This is a genomic window from Kribbella sp. NBC_00359 (assembly GCF_036097425.1).
Classification (GTDB): Bacteria; Actinomycetota; Actinomycetes; order Propionibacteriales; family Kribbellaceae; genus Kribbella.
This window is the reverse complement of the sequence record NZ_CP107975.1, coordinates 7,706,633-7,725,650: the sequence shown is the minus strand read 5'-3', so window position 1 is coordinate 7,725,650 and position 19,018 is coordinate 7,706,633. Positions and strand designations below refer to the sequence as shown.

Below are 19,018 nucleotides of genomic sequence, written 5' to 3'. Positions count from 1 at the left end.
TTCTGCAAGAATTCGTGCAAGGTGACACGACGTCGAGGAGACGCTTCGCTTGTGAACGAGGTTCTGGACGAGCTTCTGCGGGAGCTGGGCTGGTCACCTCGTACGTTGGCGCGCCGTCTCAACCGGGACTTCGGTGCGGGCACGGTCGCGGAGACAGCGCCGTACCACTGGCGAGACTCGGACGGCGTGCCTCGACCACCACTACCCGCGCTGGCGGCCCATCTCCTGTCCCGTGAACTCGGGCGACTGATCACGGTCGGCGAGCTCTGGCAGGGGCGCGCGGTGGACTCGCCGCTCGTCGTCCCTGCTGACGCAGCTCTACGCCAGCCCTGGACTCGAGCCGGCACACTCAGCGCTCTCGACGACTGGGTGGTCGCGGGGCTGTTGGACAGGCGACGATTCCTGGCGATCTCCGGTGTGAGCCTTACATCGATCCCCGGCGACTACTTGGCGGGCGGGAAGGCTGCACGCGAGTTCGCGCGCGTCGCCACAGACAGCCCTCTGATCGAGCAGATCGAGCAGACAATTCCCTTGCTCCAAAGGTTGGACGATGCCAGTGGAGGTGGTGGTCATCTCGAGTATGTAGGCGCACAGTTTCGCTCGGTCGCGTTGTTGGTACGCCAAGGGGGACAACCACGTCCGATCGAGATTCGCCTACTTTCGGCACTCGCCGAGATCGGCCAACTGGCCGGTTGGATGGCCTTCGACGCAGGTCTCCACGGCCCGGCACAGCGCTACCTCTTCACCGCCCTGCGGGCTGCCCACGGGTGCGGGTACAAGACGATGGCCGCTCACATCGTGGCGGATCTTGCTTTCCAAGCGGCTACCCGGGAGCAGCCGTCAGACGCGGTGGCTCTGGGCGAATCTGCAGCCAAGATCGCTCGGCGCGCCCCGGCGAGCGTTCGAGCATCAGTCCAGACGCGCCTCGCTTACGGATACGCGATCGCAGGCGACATCTCCGCCTTCGAGCAGGCACACAAGAGCGCTGTGGATGTTCTGGCTGACAGTGATCGTTCTGAGGATCCAGCCTGGATGTACTACCTGACGCCAAGCCATCTCGACACGCAGGCCGGCTACGCGCTGACGCACGTCGGCATACTCGCATCCGAAAACGGCGATGCATCGGTCGGCCGTTCGATGCTGCGCGAGGGCGAGAAGCTCCTCCGCAAAGGTGCCTACGACACACCACTCACTGCTGAGGCGCAACGTCGTGCACTCTTCGAAGGTGCGTGGCTTGCGACTGCGGCCGCAGGCCGGGGCAATCTGGAGGAGGCCTGCGCTCTTGGACGGACAGCCGTCGCGCGAACGGCGACAGTGCGTTCCGCTCGAAGTCTCGACGTGCTCAGTAGGCTCGCGGCTCGGCTGCGGCGGGCGAGGCGTAACGAGCACGTAAGGGACTTCCTGCCGTCGCTTGAGGCTTGCCTTGGTAGGACGTCGGCGTCGTGAGGCAGCGTGTTGTTGTTGTCGGGGCGGGTGTGATCGGGCTGACCAGCGCTGTGCGGCTCGCTGAGGTAGGTCATCGGGTGGATGTGGTGGCGGCCGAGCCGCCGCAGGCGACGACTTCGGCCGTGGCCGGTGCACTCTGGGGTCCGTGGCTGGTGGAGCCGCGCGAGCGAGTCCTTCCGTGGGCCGCACACACTCTGAGGGTTCTGGGCGAGCTCGCGGATCACCCGAGTTCGGGCGTTCGGGTGGCAACGGGCGTCGAGGTGTCCCGGATGAGCTACGACCCGCCGGACTGGGCAGACCTGCTGCCTGACCGGACGCCTTGCACGGCGGAGGAGATTCCACAGGGCTACAGCCAGGGCTTCCGGTACAGTGCGCCGCTGGCTGACATGCCAGTTCACCTCGACTATCTGCTGACCAGGCTGCGAGCTGCGGGAGGGACGCTGACCATTCAGCGGCTGACGTCGCTGGATCAGGCAAGTACGGACCCGCGGGCGGTGATTGTGAACTGTTCGGGCATCGGCGCCAGACAGCTCGTTCCGGACACGGCTCTCTTTCCGGTTCGCGGCTACCACGTCGTGACCACGAACCCCGGTCTGACGGAGTTCCTCGAAGCCGACACCGAAGATCCAGTGGACCTGCTCGCGATCTACCCGCACGGCGACCACGTGATCCTCGGTGGAACCGCCGAGCCTGAGGTATGGGACCGTGCGCGTGACGACGCGATCGCAGCCGCCATCGTTGCCAGGTGTGTGAGGCTCGAACCCCGCCTTGCCAACGCCACCGTCATCGAGCACCGAGTCGGCCTACGCCCGACCAGACCTGCGATCCGCGTCGAGGCCGAGCGATCAGCGCTCGGACGCCTGGTCATCCACAACTATGGGCACAGCGGCGCCGGCGTCAGTCTCGGCTGGGGATGCGCGGAGGAGGTCGTCTCCTTTGTCTCCGCCGCAGGCTTCTGACGTCCGACGAAAGTGGGTTGCGTCTAGGATGACGGGGTGGTCGATGAACCTGTTCGCGAGGACGCGTTCATCGACTCGCAGGCTGCTATCCCCTGCTGATCTGCCCGTGCTCGCCCTGGAGGCCTCTGAGTGAGTTGCGTTCGTCCCGACACTGCCGCTGCTCTGTACGCCCAGATCGCGACAGCGCAGAGCGAATGGAAGTTGCCTTCGGTCAATGCCGGGGTGGTCCGGGATGGTTCGCTGGTGTGGACCGGGTCGCGGGGGCAGTTCGCCACCGCGGACGGTGGTGTGCCGGGGCCGGATGTGCAGTACCGGATCGGCTCGATCACGAAGACGCTGACGGCTGTGCTGGTGATGCAGTGCCGGGACGACGGGCTGCTCTCACTGAACGATGCCGTGGGCAAGCATCTGCCGGGGATCGCGTTCGGAGATCGGACGATCCGGCAGCTGCTCGCGCACAGCGGCGGGATGAACGCCGAGCCCGACGGGCCGTGGTGGGAGCGGAACCCGGGCGTCACGTTCGACCAGTTGACCGCGGCGATGGACGAGTCCCAGGCGGTCGGGCCGGCCGACCGCCGGCACCACTACTCGAACCTCGGCTACGGACTCCTCGGCGAGATCGTCGCCCGGCTGCGGAGCGCTTCCTGGTTCGACCTCGTGCAGGAGCGCATCCTCGATCCGCTGGAGATGCGTCGTACGACGTACTTCCCGACGGGCTCGTCCGCGCAAGGGTTCTCGGTGCACCCGTTCAGCGGTCAGTTGATGGACGAGCCGGCGTACGACGCGGGTGCGATGGCGCCGGCCGGGCAGTTGTGGAGCACGATCGAGGATCTGGCGAAGTACGCGAACTTCTGGATCGATCCGCTCTACGAGGTGCTGAACCGGGACACGGTCGACGAGATGGCGGCACCGGTGGCCGCGGATCCACGAGAAGGACTGACCGCGTCGTACGGCCTGGGCCTGCGCCTGATCGCCGACAACCCGCACCTGCTGGTCGGCCACACCGGCTCGATGCCCGGCTTCTTGGCCGGCCTGTTCGTCGACCGCGTCCGCCGCGTCGGCGCCGTCACCCTCGGGAACGCGACGTACGGTCGCGTCGCCTCGCTCCCAACCGACTTGATCGAGACCGTGGTCGCCTATGAGCCCAGCCTCCCGCTGGAGTGGCTGCCCGAGCCCCCACTCGCCCAGGGCTCGGACCTCCTCGGCCACTGGTACTGGGGCAACACGCCAGTCACCATGTCCGTCTCCGCCGGCATCCTCCAACTCTCCGGCGGTCTCACCACCCGTTTCTCCCCACTGGGCCCCGACCTCTACCAGGGCCGCGACGGCTACCTGGCCGGCGAGAAACTCCACGTCATCCGCGAAGGCAACCGCATCACTCACCTCGACGTCGCCACTTTCGTCCTCACGAGGACGCCGTACGGCCTAGGAGATGATCTCCACCAGGCGTAGTTGTTCTGTCGGGCCTCGGACGGAGAGCTCGGCGACCTGGCCGATGTCTTTGACGTAGTACCTGTTGTCGAGGACGTCTGGTTCGAGGGCGGTTGTCTCCGCGGTGCGGAGGGCGTGGTGGAAGGTGCCGCGGGGGACGGTCACCGTGGTGTTGCGGGCGATGAGCCAGAAGACGTCTTCGGCGTGGCCGGCGTACCACTCCTGGCGGAACTTGCGGCCGAGTTGGGGGTGGGCCTGCATGAAGACGCCGGGCTGTGCGCCGTCGACGCCCGCGTGGAAGCTACCTTCACGGCTGACGACGCGGCCGTGGCTGTCCAGCTCGGCGGTGTCCTCGCCGAAGTACCAGACGTTGCCGCAGCGGTCCTGCGCGTAGTAGTCGCTGGTGCGCTCCTCGAGGACGTTGTTCAGGTAGAGGCGATCCTCGACGACGCGGGTCCGGACTCCCGCGATCACTCTGGTCCGGGACGTCGCGGCGAACAGGTCGAGAGCCTTCTCGCCGTCCTTCACGCCGGTGGAGACCAGCGTGCGCCCGGGTTTGAGCGGGAACCACGGGTTGGTCACGTTCGGGGAGAAGTCGTCGGGGTCGATCTTGGGGTGATACCGGCTGCCCGGTCCGAACACCGGTAGCACGCACGCCGACGGGTGGTGGTGCTCCACGTGCGCGGAGCTTGGGATGGGAGTGGCACCGGCAAGCAGAGCGGTGACTGCGAGCAGGACCCCGGGTTTCGTCCAGCCGATCATGAGCTGTGCTCCTTTCGTCCACGGCTCAGCCTGCGTCGGGCGGGCTGAACCAGGCCTGAACGGGTGAGAGGCTCGCCACTCCGCGGGTGGCCGAGTTGACACGATGAGTGACTCGGGACAAAAGTTAGGCCTGCCTTAGTAAGGGTTGCCTTACTCGACAACTTCCCGGGAGATCTGGTGCCGCATCCTGCGCGTCTGACCGCGTTGCCCTCGCCTGTGCGCAACCCGTTCGCCTCCGCGTGGCCGCTCGCTTCGACGGTGTCCGATCGCGACCGGGGGCCGTTGCCGCACGGCTCGCCGGCCGAGGTGCTGCGGCGTACGGCGGAAGTCCTCGGCGAGCCGCGGGTCCCGTCGACCGGCGTCGGTGAGTCCGCGGCGCTCGACCTGATCGCCGGACTGCTCGAGGAGAACGGGATCGACCTGAGCCACCCGCACGCGGCGGCGCACCTGCAGCCGCCGGTGCTGCAGGTCGCGGTCGACGCGGACGCGCTGGCGTCGGCGAGCAACGCCTCGATGGACACCTATGACTCCGGTCCCGCGACACTCGCGATCGAGCAGTGGGTGGTGAAGGCACTCGCCGGCCTGGCCGGGTTCGGTCCGGAAGCGGACGGCGTACTGACGCCCGGCGGGTCGATCTCCAACCTGCTCGCCGTACTGATCGCCCGTGACAACGCTGCCGCTGCGATTGGTGTCGACGTACGGCGGAACGGCCTGCGGGGACTGGATCGCCCGGTCGTGTTCTGCTCCGAGCTCGCCCACTTCTCGGTCCAGCGGGCTTGTGCCGCGCTCGGGCTCGGGGAGGAGGCCGCGATCACGATCGCCTCCGACGAGGACTTCCGGATGCGCACCGACGTACTCGCGGACGAGTTGGCCAAGCCGGGCCGGACGCCGATCGCGGTGATCGCGACTGCCGGTACGACGGACTTCGGCTCGGTGGACCCGATCGCGCCGATCGCGGAACTGGCCCGGCGGTACGGCGCCTGGGTGCATGTGGACGCGGCGTACGGGTTCGGCGCGCTGTTCTCCGAGCGGCTCGCGCCGTTGCTGGCCGATCTGTCGCAGGCTGACTCGGTCACGCTCGACCTGCACAAGATCGGCTGGCAGCCGGCTGCGACCAGCGTGCTGCTGGTGGCCGACCGGAATCGCTTCTCCGCGCTCGGCCGCTCGGTCGACTATCTGAACCCGGCCGACGATATCGACTCCGGGCTGGACGGCCTGCTCGGCCGCAGCCTGCAGACCACGCGCCGTCCGGATGCGGTCAAGGTCGCCACCACGCTGACGGCATACGGGCGGGCCGGGCTGGGCACGATGCTCGACACCTGCCACGAGCTCGCGCACGCCGCCGCGGCCCGGGTCGTTGCCGACAGCAACCTTGAGCTGCTGGCGCCGGTGACCCTGACCACGGTGCTGTTCCGGGTCGCCGGGCAGGGGCCGGAGGCAGCTGCCGATGCTCTCCAGGGTGAGGTCCGGCGCCGGTTGCTGACGTCCGGGCGGGTGCTGATCGGCCGGACCAGGATCCCGACCGGCCGCGGCCGCCCGGCGGTGGTCGCGTTGAAGCTGACGCTGCTGAATCCGAACGCCACCGCGACGGACATCGAGGACCTGCTCGATCAGGTCGTTGCCACCGGCCTCGACGTGCTGGCAGACCCGACCGAGGCGGCGGCGCGGAGACGGACTCTCGATGGGGAAGGAGCGGCGTGAGATCTACTGCGATTGCTGCCCACCTCAACGCGATTCTGCGGTGCTACACGCGGGAGACGGGGGTTCCCGTCGCGATCGGCTCGTTGACGTTGCCGGTCGGGGACTCGACCGTGACGGCGCAGGTCGAGCATGCGTCCAGGACAGGCCTGCACGTATTCACCGACGTACACGTGGATGGTGTGGAGCAGGCCCCGGAGGATCTGGTGCGGCTGCTGTCCGCGGACGCGGACCCGGCGGAGATCGACGACCTGGCGGCGCGGACCGCCGAGTCGGTGCGCAACGTCGAGCTGTTCTGGGACCAGGCCGACGGTGAGCGGGGGCCTGGTCGCTTCCTCGAGTTCGAGCAGGCGTTGCTGCTCGGTCATCTGAATCACCCCGCGCCGAAGAGCCGGGACGGATTGAGCGGTGACGAGCTGGCGGCGTACTCGCCGGAGCTCGGTGGCCGCTTCGCTGTGCACTGGTTCGAGGCCGACGCCGAGCTGGTGTCGTCGGACCAGGTGGCCGACGCGCCCTCACTGCAGGGACTGGACGCTGTGCAGTTGATGGGCGCGCTGGCCGGCATCACTCCGTCGTCCGGTCGGGTGCTGATCCCAGCGCACCCCTGGCAGGCGGCGTCGTTGCTGGAGCGCGCGCGGGTGGCTTCGCTGGTCGAGGCCGGCCGGGTGAAGGCACTCGGTCCGCAGGGTGCGCAGTGGTATCCGACGTCGAGTCTGCGGACCGTCTTCCACCCGGACCTGCCAGTGATGCTGAAGCTGTCACTCGGCCTGCGCATCACCAACTCCCGGCGGGAGTCGACCTCGACCGAGCTGCGACGCGGGCTGGAGATCAACCGGCTGCTGGACGCGGCCTACAACGCCGGTACGGCGACCGCACACCCGCGCTTCACCATCGTCCGCGACCCGGCCTGGATCGCTCTTGACGAAGGTGGACCAACATTGACTGGTCTTGATGTTGCTGTACGAGAAGTGCCAATAGACGTCAACAGTTATGGATGTTTGGCCGGCTTAGTCGCGCCGCGGCCTGGTCGGGTGAGCCGGTTGAGCGAGTACGCCGCTGAGGACCCGGCCGGCTGGGTGGCGTCGTACATCGACAACGTGCTGATCCCGATGCTGCATCTGTACGCCGAAACAGGGATCGGGCTCGAAGCGCATCAGCAGAACACCCTGGTCCGATTGGACGAGGCCGGCCGGATCACGGGTGGCGCCTATCGCGACAACCAGGGCTACTACCTGGCTTCGTCGTACCTGCGCGGTCTGTTGGCTGTGACCGGTCTGCGCGACTCCACGCTGGCTGTGGTCGATGATCCGATTGTCGACGATCGACTGACCTACTACCTGCTGCACAACCAGGCGCTGGCTGTCGTCGGCTGTCTGGCGGTGGACGGGCTCGCGGACGAGGCTGAGCTGCTTGCTGTGGTGCGCGATCGGCTGACGCCGGCGCTGCCGCTGCTGAAGTCGGCCGGGCCCGGAGGCGATCGGCTGGCCCGGCGCTGGCTCGAGGCGGAGACCCTGCCGTGCAAGGCCAACATGATGACCCGGCTGCGCGGCATCGACGAGGTCGTCGCTCCGCTCGATGCGCAGTCGGTCTACCTCGACATTCCGAACCCGCTGCGATGAGGTGTGACATCAGGCCGGTGCTCCACCTGGACAACGGGTTCGACCTCCGGCCGGCCGGGGTCGAGGACGCCGCCAGGATCGCGGTGTGGATGGCGCAACCGCACATCCAGCGGTGGTGGCAGCAGGACTGGTCGGTGGAGCGCTGGACGGAGGAGATCACCCGGCAGGCGGCGGGGGAGCACTCGGCCCCGTGTGTGGCGGCGGTCGACACGGAGGACCTCGGGTACGTCGAGCTGTACCGGGTCCGGCACGACCGGTTGGCGGAGTATTACGACGCTTCGGAGCACGACTGGGGTGTACACGTGGCCATCGGGGACGTGACCCGCGTCGGTCGCGGCCTCGGGCGCCAGTTGCTGCGTGCGCTCGCCGATGCGTTGCTCCGGGCCGATCCGGCCTGTCAGCGCGTCGTGGCCGAGCCGGACATCGAGAACACGCCATCCGTCCGCGCTTTCGTCGCAGCGGGCTTCGTCCAGCAAGGGGAGCTGCAGTTGCCCGAGAAGACAGCACAACTGATGGTCCGCACCCGGACCGTGGAGGCATGACATGTACGACGTTGTCGCGATCGGCTGTGGTCCGTTCAACCTCGGACTGGCCGCGCTGGCCGACGGTGTGGACGACGTACGCCTGGCCGTGCTGGACAGCAGGCCGGAGTTCACCTGGCACCGCGGGCTGATGTTCGACGACGCGATGCTGCAGGTGTCGTTCCTGGCGGACCTGGTGTCGTTGGTCGAGCCGGCTCATCACCTGTCGTTTCTGTCGTTCCTGAAGGACAACGACCGGATGTACCAGTTCTACGTGCGGGAGAAGTTCCACCCGACGCGACGGGAGTACGAGACCTACCTGCGGTGGTGTGCGGCGCAGCTGGACTCACTCCACTTCGGTCACCACGTGCGCTCGGCGTCCTGGAACGGTTCGTTCTTCGAGTTGACGGTTGAGCGGGGTGACGCGGTACAGACGTTCGAAGCCCGGCATCTGGTCGTGGGCGTCGGCACCGAGCCGTCTGTGCCTGCCGCGCTGGCCGGACTGCCTTCAGAGCGCTTCCTGCACTCCGCGGACTACCTGTTCCGGCGCGAGGACCTTTTGAAGGCCGGCCGGGTGACCGTCGTTGGATCGGGCCAGTCCGGCGCTGAGTGCGCACTCGACCTGCTGCGTGCGAACGGTCCTGCGGTGTCCTGGATGACCCGGACGCCGGCCTTCACCCCGCTGGACTACTCAAAGCTGGTGCTCGAGATGACGACGCCGTTGTACGTCGACTACTTCCATGCACTGGACGAGTCGACGCGTGACAAGCTGGTGAAGGAGCAGTGGCGGCACTACAAGGGCATCTCGTCGGACACGCTCGACGACATCCACGATGTGCTCTACCAGCGCGATCTGAACGGCGCACCGGTCGACCTGCAATGCGGTGTGGCCGTGGTGTCCGCTGTTGCCCTTGCTGACGGCATCGAACTGACCATGCACCACGCGGACAGCGGCAAGACCTTCCAGCACACTTGCGACGCTGTAGTTGCGGCCACCGGCTATCGCAATCGGCCGCTGCCGTTCATGACCTCTCTGGAGGATCGGGTACGACGTGATGCCGCGGGCCGGTGGATCATCAGCCGGGACCACAGCGTTCTCGCCGACGACGAGTTGGCCGGCCGGATCTTCGTGGCGAACGCGGACCTGCACAGCCATGGTGTCGCCGCACCGGACCTTGGCATCGGGGCGATCCGCAACGGGACCATCCTGAACAGCGTGGCCGGGCGTGAGGTGTTCCGGCTGCCGAAGTCCACTGCCTTCACGACGTTCGCCATCCCCGGATGAGTGGGTGGAGCCGCTGTTCGTCAGAGCTACTGGCGAAGCTAATCTCCCAGTTCTGCACGGAGAACCTGCTGCAGCCTGTCGACAATCGACTGCACCTCGGCGGTGTGTCGTACACCTTTGAGGCGACCCGTGGTGCCTTCGGCAGCTGGCGGGTGGCGGCTGACTCGATCCGTCGTACCACTGCTGGCATCTTGGGAAATGACGAGAGCGAGGTTGCCACTGACCCGATCCAGTTCTTCGTCGAGGCAGCCGGCGTACTCGGACTCGACGGGTCCACTGTGGCGGGTTATGTCGCGGAGTTGACCAGCACGCTGGCGGCCGACGTACGTCTCGCGTCTACCGGTTTGCCGCCCGCTGAGCTGCTGGATCTGCACCACAGCCGGTTGGAAGGACATCTGACCGGGCATCCGTTGCTGGTGGCCAACAAAGGCCGGCTCGGGTTCTCTGCCTCGGACAGCCTGCGCTATACGCCCGAGGCGCGCACACCGCTTCGGTTGGTGTGGCTGGCTGTCCGACGCGGCCTAGCAGAGTTCCGCGGTACGCCGGACCTGTCGGAGCACTCAGTCATCGCTCGTGAGGTGGACCCGGAGACGCTGGAGACCTTCCGCGCCCAGTTGGTCGATCCGGATTCGTATGTGTGGCTTCCGTGTCACCCCTGGCAGCTGGATCACGTCGTACGCACGCAGTGGGCCCGTGAGCTCGCCACGGGCGAGATCGTCGTACTAGGGGAGGGGCCGGACGAGTATCTGCCGACCCAGTCGATCCGCACGATGGTCAACATCACCAACCCCGCGCGGTACCAGGTCAAGCTTGCCCTGAAGATCCTCAACACCTCGGTCTACCGCGGCATCCCCGAACACTGCACCCTCGCGGCCCCCATGATCACGCAATGGCTCCGCGGCCTCTGGTCACGCGACGACGTCTTCACCCACCTAGGCACCGAACTCCTCGGCGAAGTCGCCTCCGTCACCGTCCGCCACCCGCAACTCTCGACGGCTCCCGGCATCCCCTACCAATGGACCGAAACCCTCGGCTGCATCTGGCGCGACCCCATCGACCCCCGCCTCCGCGAAGGCGAATCCGTCTGGCCCCTGGCCGCAGTCCTCCACCCCGGCTTAGCCCGCAAGCTGATCACTCGCTCCACCGCAAACCCCCAAACCTGGCTCAGCCACCTACTAGCCACCCTCTTACGCCCCCTGCTCCACCTCATGCACCACTACGGCATCACCGTGAACCCCCACGGCGAAAACCTGGCCATCATCACCAACCCCAACGGCCTCCCCACCCGCCTGGTCATCAAAGACCTGGTAGACGACATCAACATCTCCACCACCCCCATAGATGCCCGAGGCCCCGAACCCGACTCCCACACCCGAGTCCTCCCGCGCAAGCCCTGGCACATCCTCCGCCAATACCTGGTAGACGCCCTCCTCCTAGGCGTCCTGAACCCCCTGTCCGACCTCAACCTCATCCCCGAAGACACCTTCTGGGGCTTGGCCCGAGGCGAAATAGACCTCTACGCCACCACCCACCCCGAATACACCGACCGCCTGTCCGCCACCGCCCTAACCGCCGAAACCTTCGCCCGCTACCCCCTCAACGCCTACCGCCTAACCCTCGGCTACACAGACCTCGACACCCGCCCCCCAATCCCCACGACAGGCCGAATCCCCAATCCACTTCACTTGGCGGAATCCATCCCACCCATCAGCTAAACGGCGGTTGGGGGGCCGTGGCGCCAGAGGTGGAGGTCTTCGTCTATGCGGATGCCTAGGGCTAGGAGGTTGGCTTCGCGTTCGGGGGTGGTGGCCAGGGAAAGGCCTACGGGGAGGCCTCGGGTGTCGAAGCCGGCGGGGACGTTGAGGGCGGGGAAGTCGGCGATGGACCAGGGGACGGAGAGGCGGATGCGGGGGCCTTTGGGTGGGCGGGTGTGGTCGATCAGGGGTGGGGCGGCGTCGATGGTGGGGTGGGCGATGGCGTCGAGGCGGTGGGTAGTCATGATCTCGCGCCAGTCGTGGGTCCACTGATCTCTCAGGCGGAGGGCTTCGGCGTAGCGTTCGGGGCTGATGCGTTCGCCTTTGCGGACGCGTTCGCGGACCTGCGGTGTGTAGAGGTGGCTGTGCGGGACGAGGGCGTCGTGGATCTGGTGGGCTTCGCTCTCGTTGATGGTGTCGAAGACGCCGGTGGACTTCTCGAGGACTGTCTTGGCGTTCGGGGGGTTGCCGATCTCGACCAGCTGAGCGCCGCGGGCGACCAGGAGGTCGAGTGCGTCCCGGCAGACCGCGGCGATCCGGTCGTCGACCTGCTGCCAGGACATCTTGGTCGGCAGACCGATGCGTACGCCGCTCAGATCGGTCGGCGGCTCGAGCGGGTACGCCGGGATCGGCTCGTCCCGTGTCGCCGGGTCGCGCGGGTCGTGGCCTGCCAGCACGTGCATCAGGATCGAGATGTCGAGCATCCGCCGCGCCATCGGTCCCGCTACGTCGAACGACGGGCTCAGCGGGATCACGCCGTACCGGGAGATGCGGCCGCGGGCGCTGCGGAGGGTGCAGACACCGCACGCGGCGGCCGGGATCCGGAGCGAGCCGCCGGTGTCGGTGCCGGTGGCAATCGGGACCATCCGGCCCGCGAGGGCGGCCGCTGATCCGCCGGACGATCCACCAGGGGTACGGCGTACGTCCCACGGGTTGGCCGTCGGCGTCGACGCCGTACCGTAGGCGAACTCGTGGGTCGTGGTCTTGCCGAGCAACCCGGCACCGGCCGCCGACAGGCGCTCCCAGACGGCGGCGTTCTCGGCCGGGACATAGTTGGCCAGGACCTGGCTGCCCGCGGTGGTGAGCACGCCCTTGGTGAGGAACACGTCCTTCACCGCGACGGGTACGCCGGCCAATGGGCCGACCGGCTCGCCCGTCACCCGGGCCCGGTCGGCGCGGTCGGCGGCTTCCAGCGCGAGGTCGGGAGTGCGGGTGACGAATGCGCGAACCGATGATTCGGACAACTCGATCCGGCGCAGGCAATCCTCGACGAGTTCACGCGCGGACAGTTTGCGCTGCCCCAACAACGGGAGCACCTCGGTCAGGCTGAGATCCGCGGCGGAGTCACTCACGTCTGCGAGCCTACGGAAAATACCCGCCCGGGGGAGTCCCGGGCGGGTGTCGAGGGGTACTGCGGGGACGCTGCGGTCAGTGCCCCATGGCGGTGGCGACGTTGTACAGGCCGAAGCAGAAGACCATGACCACCCCGAAGAGCAGAATGAACAGAATCTGTTTCCAGAAGGAGATCAAGAGCACCGCACTGGCCAGCACGACAACGGTCGCGACGAATTCGTTGGGAGGCATGGCGTTTCCTCTTTTCCTTCGATTCACTTCCCTTGAGTTCTTGTCTTTCGCCGCTCACTGGTTAGAGTTGGGCGGCGGCTCGGCGTTACTGGTTACGCTTTCAGTGAACGCCGCGACAATCGGTTGTCAATCCAGATAAATTGGCACGACTTTCTTTGTCCGGACATGATTTTGGCAACCTCGCGACGGCGCTCACCAAGGCTTTGGCGGGCGGCCTTGATACGCTGGCAGCTTTCCCGGTATCGCTTGCGCCAGTTGGCAGACCTCGCCTGCCAACTGGCAGGACCTGGCACAACACGCCGCCAAAACTCGTCCGGTTGGGAAGTTGCGAGGACGTGGCAACCGTCCGCTAGCATTCCGGGTGTGGTGATCAGCGCCGCCGGCCCGGCGGCTAAGGCGGACGTCCCACCGCCTCCAGTTCCAGCAGTCGTCCACTCCCCGGCAGCCAGGTTCTCGCTCGACGATTGCCGAAGGCATGCACCGGGGTTCGCCGACCTGCTGCTCGACGCCGTGCAGCGGCACGACGTCCCGAGCCGCGCCCTGAGCGTGCGCACGCTGCTGCATCTGCCCCGGCTGGCACGGCCGAACGGGACCATCGGACGCAACGCGGTGATTGCCGAGCTGAATCGCAACGCGGCCCGTCTGCAGCGTGATCAGCAGGCGATAGAAGACCTCATTCCGAAAGACAAGTACGAGCTCACGGACCTGCGCTTCGTGCGGCTGGGGAATACCGATGCGGACCAGATCTTCAGCCGTCTGCATTACCTGCGCAGCGCCCGTGCAGGCTCGGTGAACTTCGCGCTGGTGGACCCGGTGAACCAGCTCCCGGTCACGCTCTGCAGCGTTTCCCCGCTGGAATGGATGCGGGTCGGCAAGCAGTTGCAGGCGCAGTTCGGCGTACCGCTCGGCGCGGCCTGGGACGTGTCCCGGGTGTATTCGTTCGACGTCGCTCCGGTGAATGCGATCTCGTATCTGCTGTCGAAAGTCCGGCAGGTGATCCGGCGCGAGATTCCCGGTGTACAACTGCTGACCACCGCGGTCGACCCGAATCTCGGATTCGTCGGATCCAGCTACCGGGCCGCCAACTGGCAGCAGTGGATGTCGATCGAAGCGCGACCGTATCTGTATGTGGACGGCATCTACGCCAGCCCACGTCAGCTCCGGACCCGGTACGGCGGGGCCAACCTGGCCGAACTGCGTCGGGACAACCCCGGCGGCCGCTTCGAGCAGAGCCGCGCCAAGCTGCTGGACTCGGTGATCTACTGCTGCCGCCTCCGCGGCATCACCGAGCCCGTCCCGCTCGAGAACCAGCGCCGCCTCCGGCGCTAGCCCAGACCTCCGCCGGTCACCGTGAACGGCGAGCGTGACAGCAGCGCGTCGATGCGTTTGCGGTCGGGCATCGAGTTGGACAGCGGGAAGTCGGCGGACGCGCAGGACATCGCGGCGGCCGCCCACAGCGCCACCTCGCCGGTGAACTTCCGGTCGCTGTCGATCAGCCTGGCCGCCAGCGCCGCGCAGAACGCGTCACGCGAGGCCGACGACTCCTTGTAGATCGACGGGATGATCGGCACGCTGAGCACCTCGTGGGCAGGGCCGGAATACACCGTGCAACCGCCGTTGACCAGCAGGCAGAGGGTCTCCACCCCGAAGGCGAGCAGGTTCCGCGCGACTGGGTCCGGGTCGAACGGGCTGAGGCCCTGCGACGCGAAGTGGCCGAGCTCCCAGGGGTGCGCGACGAGGTAGTCGATCCGCGGGAAGGCGTCCCGCGAGATGCGCTCGTCGACGTACGGCTGTCCCGGCGTCACGATCACGAGTGGCCGACTGGCCGGGGTGCGATGGGCCAATGCGAGCGTTTGCTGCATCGTGTCCCGCGGGACCTCGAAGGTCATCAGCAACGCGTCGCAGCCGGCCAGGTGGTCGTACCGCTCGTCCATGTCCTCGGGCTCCAGGAACACCTCGGCCTGGTTGCGCCAGTTGACCGCGATGCTGTCGCCGAGCTCTCGTTCGAAGACGCCGGTGAACGGCGTACGGCGGCCGCGGACGCGCTTGACCAAGGACGTGTCGACACCCTCGTCGCGCAGGTACTGCAGGATCTCTTCGCCGAAGCGGTCGTCGGTGACCGCAGCGATCAGGGAGGTGTGCAGACCGAGCCGAGCGGCCGCGACCGCCTGAGACAGCGCCTTGCCGCCGGGGGAGAGGTCGAAGCCGTACGCCTCAGTCGACGTCTCGGGAGCCGGCAGCGCCTTGATCCGGAACGTCGCGTCCATGACCGCGCCGCCGACGACGATCACACGGCCTTTCCGTGGAGTGTCGGCGGTCGGGGCGGCGTCCAGCATCGCGACGGTCTTCGAGCCGACGGAGTAGATGTCCCGGCGGATGAGTTGGTTGGCGAGCTCCCGGAGTACGGCGGGTTCGGTTGTGCCGCGGAGAGCTCGGTCGCTGGGGGCTTCGCCGGGTGTGTGACCGAGGGCCTGGTGGAGGCGGTGCCAGTGGTTGAGGAGGGTCTCGCGGCGGCGGCCCAGGGAGGTGCTGTAGAGCGCGACAGTGATGCGCTCCTCGATCCCGGCGCGTGTGTAAGTGTCGGTATGGATTCCGAGGGCCAGGATCGCGTCGGCGACGATCTGCTGGGTGCCGTTCAGGTCGTCGCCGACGCAGGTGGCGACCAGGTCGAACGCGGCCGACGCCGGGTCGAGCTCATGAACCGAGGCGAACCGGCGGGTGGCCGCGAGCTCCATCAGAGGTGCCGCGATGCCGGACCGGCCGGCGTGCAGTCGAGCGGTGGTGAGGCCGTCATGGGTGCGGAGTTTCTCGAGCACGCTGGCAAGCAGCAGCACATCCGCGGTCTGCTTGTCGCTGCGGTTCGTCATCCGGCCCCCGGGTCGTGATTCTCCTCGAACCAAGTATGCGGACCAGCAGGCCATCCGGGAAACCGAGCGCGCGCGTCACCGCAGGGCGGTGACCCAGCGGGCGGCTTGTTTGGCCTGGGTGAGGCGGCGTTCGTAGGTGGCGCCGACGGTGAGGAGGACGGTGCCGGCGGCGCCGAGGGTGATCCAGCGGGGGATCAGCGGGGCGACCTCGAGGAACTGCCAGATGCCGATCTTGGCGAGGACCGCGGCGCCGATCACGAAGGGGGCCTGGAGGCCGCGGTAGACGCCGACCAGGATGACCGCGAGCGCGGCGGCGACCACGAAGGTCACCCGGATCCAGTTGTCGTTGCTATCGGCAAGCAACGCGGAAGGAACCAGCCCGATCAGCAGGCCGGGGCCGAGGTAGACCCAGCTGGATTCGTTGCGCCAGGCCAGTACGCCGATCGCGAGCATGACGACCGCCGGCGGGACAGTGAACAACTCGACCGTGGTTGCGCCGGACGCGACGACGAAGGCCGTGTTGGCGATGATCAGCAGCAGGCCGGCGACCAGCAGTCCGATCCGCCGGGCCGGACTCATGCCATAGGCAATCAACGGTGCCGCCGCAATGGTCAGTACGACGCCGGTCGCCGTTTCGGTGGCGGTCACCATCAGGGCCATGAGTTGCGCGAGTACGACGGCCAGCGCCGCGGTACTCATCAGCACCCGTTCCAACGGCTGACCGACGTACCGGCAGGCGAGTCCGATGCCGGCCGCGCCGACGAGCGCGAGGCTGACCGCGGCGGCCCAGAGACCGATGAACTCGTCGCCGGCGAACAGCATGATCGCGAGCTGCGCGGCAAGCGATGCGACTCCCGCGGCCGGGACCGCGTCGACCACCTTGCGCAGGGCGGCGGAGACGGCCAGTACGGCGACGATCGCGGCGAGGAAACCGAGTTGCCGGATGTCGTCCCGCGCCAGGCAGAAGAGGAGGTCGACCGCGGTGACGGTGATGATGGCGACGTGCAGGACGAGTGCGAGCTTGCCGGTTCGACGGGCCAGCATGATCTCCGCGATCCCCAGGGCGGTGAGGACGCCGGTGGTCAGCCAGCGGCCGGGTCCGGGGATCTGCGGGAGACAGGTGGCGACGGTGAACCCGGCCGCGGCGGCGCAGACGGCCTCGCCGAGTCCCCACTGGACCGAGGCGGGGAGGGGGCGCCTGCGGAGGATGACCAGGCCGGTCGCGGCGGCGAGACAGACGACGGCGGCCGTCGCGATCGTCTTCAGCAGCTCCGCGTGCGTGGGGACCGGGCCGAGGTCGAGGTAGCCGCCGGAGTACGTCGCGAGCAGGCCGGCGAAGGTTCGGGCCATGCCGGCGAGCAGGATGCCGCAGAAGACCACGGCCGAGGTGATCGCGCCGGTACGACGGACGATCGCGGTGCCCTTGGCCGACAGGATCAGCGTGATGACCACCTGGGCCAGCAGAGCGGCGAGGAGCACCGGGAGGCTGGTGCGGTCGACCAGGATCAGCGCCAGCGGAAGCTGACCGGCGATGACGGTGGTGACACCGTACGTGACGACCTTCTGTGCTGTCCGCGTCATCAAGAGGTTGATCAGGGCAAGGGATCCGAAGACGATCGCGCTGTAGGTGAACCAGTCGATGGCTTCGAGTGAGCCGAGGCCCAGGGCGCGGACGCCGTACAGGTCGACCGTGAGCAGGCCGCAGCCGAGAATCGCGAGGGCCTCGGCGGTGCCGGCCAGGGAGCGCCGGCTCGCGGGGACGGAGCCCGCGAAGGCGAGGACGGCCAGGGTGCCGATGATGCCGGCCTGCAGGGAGACGGGAAGGCTGTCCCAGTTGACGGCCAGGAAGGTGACACCGGCCGCGAGGAGCAGCAGTACGCCGAGGCTCAGCAAAGTGCCCTGTGGACTCAGGTGTCGCACCTTGTGGGTGGGCTTGGGCTGTCGCGGCGGCTCCGGCAGGCGGTGTGGCGCGCCAACAGACTCGTACGGCGGTGCCGGCCTGGTCGTTCGAGCTGCGACCGGTGCGGGTTTCGGAGTGGCGACTCCCCGGGGCGGAGGCGCTGGAAACGCAGCCGGAGGCAGCGTGTACACGCGCGGAGGCGCCGGGAACTGAGGCTGCGGAGCGGGTTGCACAGGCTGCACGGGCTCGATGCTGAGCTGCAGCGGGGTGTGGCACGTCGGGCAGGTGATTGCGGCGGTCGGCATCGCGTCCTCCTGAGGCTCACTTCACTATCCCGAGGAGGAACGGATGCCTGCGTGAGTACGTCTACTCAACTTGTGACGTAGGCTGCTGCGGTCTGCCGGTCGTCCAGACCGGCGTGACGAACACGGGGAGCACCATGAAGACTGGACACGTCGAGCTCGCGAGAGCTCAGCAGGAACGTTGGCAGACAGCGTACGCACACCATCCGCAACTGCACGGATCGGAGCCGTCGGCCGCCGCGCAGTGGGCGGCCGAGGCGTTCGGTGCCGCAGGCATCGATGACGTGCTCGAGCTCGGCGCCGGGCATGGTCGCGCCGCGCTTTTCCTGGCCAGACAGGGTTTCAGCGTGCACGCCACCGACTTCAGCGAGTCGGCCCTCGACCAGCTGCGCCTGGAAGCACAGCGCGAGGGCCTGGACGACCGCGTCACGGCCGCGCTCCACGATGTCCGCGATCCGCTGCCGCCGGCCGACGCCACGGTCAACGCGGTGTTCGCGAATCTCCTGCTGAACATGGCGTTCTCCCGGGCCGAACTGCGATCCCTGGTCGCCGAGATCCACCGCGTGCTCTGCCCTGGCGGCCTTTTCGTGTACGCCGTGTGGTCGGTGGCGGACCCGTGTTCGGGCAACTGGCAGCAGCTCGAGGGCGGCCTGTCCGTGCACGACGGTTTCGTCGGGCGGTTCTTCGACGAGCAGTTGGTCGCCGAGCTGGCCGATCAGTGGGAGTCCGGCGACGCGACGCCGTACGACGAGGGCCGGCGGCGGCTCTGGCGCGTCACGCTCACCAAGCCGGCAAGCTGAACCCGGCTCTAGCTGTCGGTCGGTTCCGAAAAGGTGAAGTTGGCTCTAGTTCCGGCGCGTCAGATTGCGGTGTGGTCACCAAAGCGAAAA

Annotated in this window: 15 protein-coding genes; 10 read left to right on the top strand and 5 right to left on the bottom strand. The window is 67.7% G+C overall.

What is annotated here, in order from left to right:
* The first annotated feature begins 51 nt into the window (after positions 1-51).
* From OG876_RS37545 to OG876_RS37535, 3 genes are all read left to right on the top strand, one after another.
* Complete coding sequence (locus OG876_RS37545; protein WP_328521469.1) at positions 52-1,446, top strand: carph-isopro domain-containing protein; 1,395 nt, start codon at positions 52-54, stop codon at positions 1,444-1,446.
* Positions 1,443-2,405 carry an FAD-dependent oxidoreductase gene (locus OG876_RS37540; protein WP_328521468.1) on the top strand — a complete coding sequence of 321 codons (963 nt, stop codon included), beginning with the start codon at positions 1,443-1,445 and terminating at the stop codon, positions 2,403-2,405. The genes OG876_RS37545 and OG876_RS37540 overlap by 4 nt, the downstream gene beginning before the upstream one ends.
* 129 nt (positions 2,406-2,534) lie before the next feature.
* Positions 2,535-3,857: a serine hydrolase domain-containing protein gene (locus tag OG876_RS37535; RefSeq protein WP_328521467.1), complete on the top strand. Its 1,323-nt coding sequence runs from the start codon at positions 2,535-2,537 to the stop codon at positions 3,855-3,857.
* Here OG876_RS37535 and OG876_RS37530 read toward each other — a convergent pair.
* A complete protein-coding gene (locus OG876_RS37530) occupies positions 3,831-4,598 on the bottom strand; it encodes a hypothetical protein (protein WP_328521466.1) in 768 nt (255 codons plus the stop codon). The genes OG876_RS37535 and OG876_RS37530 overlap by 27 nt on opposite strands.
* A gap of 177 nt (positions 4,599-4,775) precedes the next feature.
* Here OG876_RS37530 and OG876_RS37525 point away from each other — a divergent pair, with 177 nt between their 5' ends.
* The 5 genes from OG876_RS37525 to OG876_RS37505 are packed head-to-tail and all read left to right on the top strand — an operon-like array spanning position 4,776 to position 11,436.
* Entirely contained in the window at positions 4,776-6,299 is a 1,524-nt protein-coding gene (locus OG876_RS37525; protein WP_328521465.1) for a pyridoxal phosphate-dependent decarboxylase family protein, read from the top strand.
* On the top strand, positions 6,296-7,915 hold the full coding sequence (locus OG876_RS37520) for an IucA/IucC family protein (protein ID WP_328521464.1): 1,620 nt from the start codon (positions 6,296-6,298) through the stop codon (positions 7,913-7,915). Before OG876_RS37525 ends, OG876_RS37520 begins: the two co-directional genes overlap by 4 nt.
* Entirely contained in the window at positions 7,912-8,457 is a 546-nt protein-coding gene (locus tag OG876_RS37515; RefSeq protein ID WP_328521463.1) for a GNAT family N-acetyltransferase, read from the top strand. Before OG876_RS37520 ends, OG876_RS37515 begins: the two co-directional genes overlap by 4 nt.
* Position 8,458: 1 nt before the next feature.
* Entirely contained in the window at positions 8,459-9,721 is a 1,263-nt protein-coding gene (locus tag OG876_RS37510) for a lysine N(6)-hydroxylase/L-ornithine N(5)-oxygenase family protein (RefSeq protein ID WP_328521462.1), read from the top strand.
* On the top strand, positions 9,718-11,436 hold the full coding sequence (locus OG876_RS37505) for an IucA/IucC family protein (RefSeq protein WP_328521461.1): 1,719 nt from the start codon (positions 9,718-9,720) through the stop codon (positions 11,434-11,436). Before OG876_RS37510 ends, OG876_RS37505 begins: the two co-directional genes overlap by 4 nt.
* On the opposite strand, the gene OG876_RS37500 is transcribed toward OG876_RS37505, so the two are convergent.
* A complete protein-coding gene (locus OG876_RS37500; protein ID WP_328521460.1) occupies positions 11,433-12,827 on the bottom strand; it encodes an amidase in 1,395 nt (464 codons plus the stop codon). The genes OG876_RS37505 and OG876_RS37500 overlap by 4 nt on opposite strands.
* A 76-nt stretch (positions 12,828-12,903) precedes the next feature.
* Positions 12,904-13,059 (bottom strand): hypothetical protein, encoded by a 156-nt coding sequence (locus OG876_RS37495; RefSeq protein ID WP_328521459.1) that lies wholly within the window; start codon positions 13,057-13,059, stop codon positions 12,904-12,906.
* Between the two features lie 363 nt (positions 13,060-13,422).
* Between OG876_RS37495 and OG876_RS37490 the strand changes: the two genes are divergently transcribed.
* A complete protein-coding gene (locus tag OG876_RS37490) occupies positions 13,423-14,388 on the top strand; it encodes a Mom family adenine methylcarbamoylation protein (RefSeq protein WP_328521458.1) in 966 nt (321 codons plus the stop codon).
* Here the strand turns inward: OG876_RS37490 and OG876_RS37485 are convergent.
* Together OG876_RS37485 and OG876_RS37480 are read right to left on the bottom strand one after the other, a co-directional pair.
* Positions 14,385-15,926: a carbohydrate kinase family protein gene (locus tag OG876_RS37485; protein WP_328521457.1), complete on the bottom strand. Its 1,542-nt coding sequence runs from the start codon at positions 15,924-15,926 to the stop codon at positions 14,385-14,387. The two genes, OG876_RS37490 and OG876_RS37485, sit on opposite strands and share 4 nt — an antisense overlap.
* 75 nt (positions 15,927-16,001) lie before the next feature.
* The gene (locus OG876_RS37480; protein WP_328521456.1) at positions 16,002-17,846 is read right to left on the bottom strand and encodes an SCO7613 C-terminal domain-containing membrane protein; all 1,845 of its coding nucleotides are present in this window, start codon (positions 17,844-17,846) and stop codon (positions 16,002-16,004) included.
* A 419-nt stretch (positions 17,847-18,265) separates the two neighbouring features.
* Here OG876_RS37480 and OG876_RS37475 point away from each other — a divergent pair, with 419 nt between their 5' ends.
* Positions 18,266-18,928 (top strand): class I SAM-dependent methyltransferase, encoded by a 663-nt coding sequence (locus OG876_RS37475; RefSeq protein ID WP_328521455.1) that lies wholly within the window; start codon positions 18,266-18,268, stop codon positions 18,926-18,928.
* Positions 18,929-19,018 lie beyond the last annotated feature (90 nt).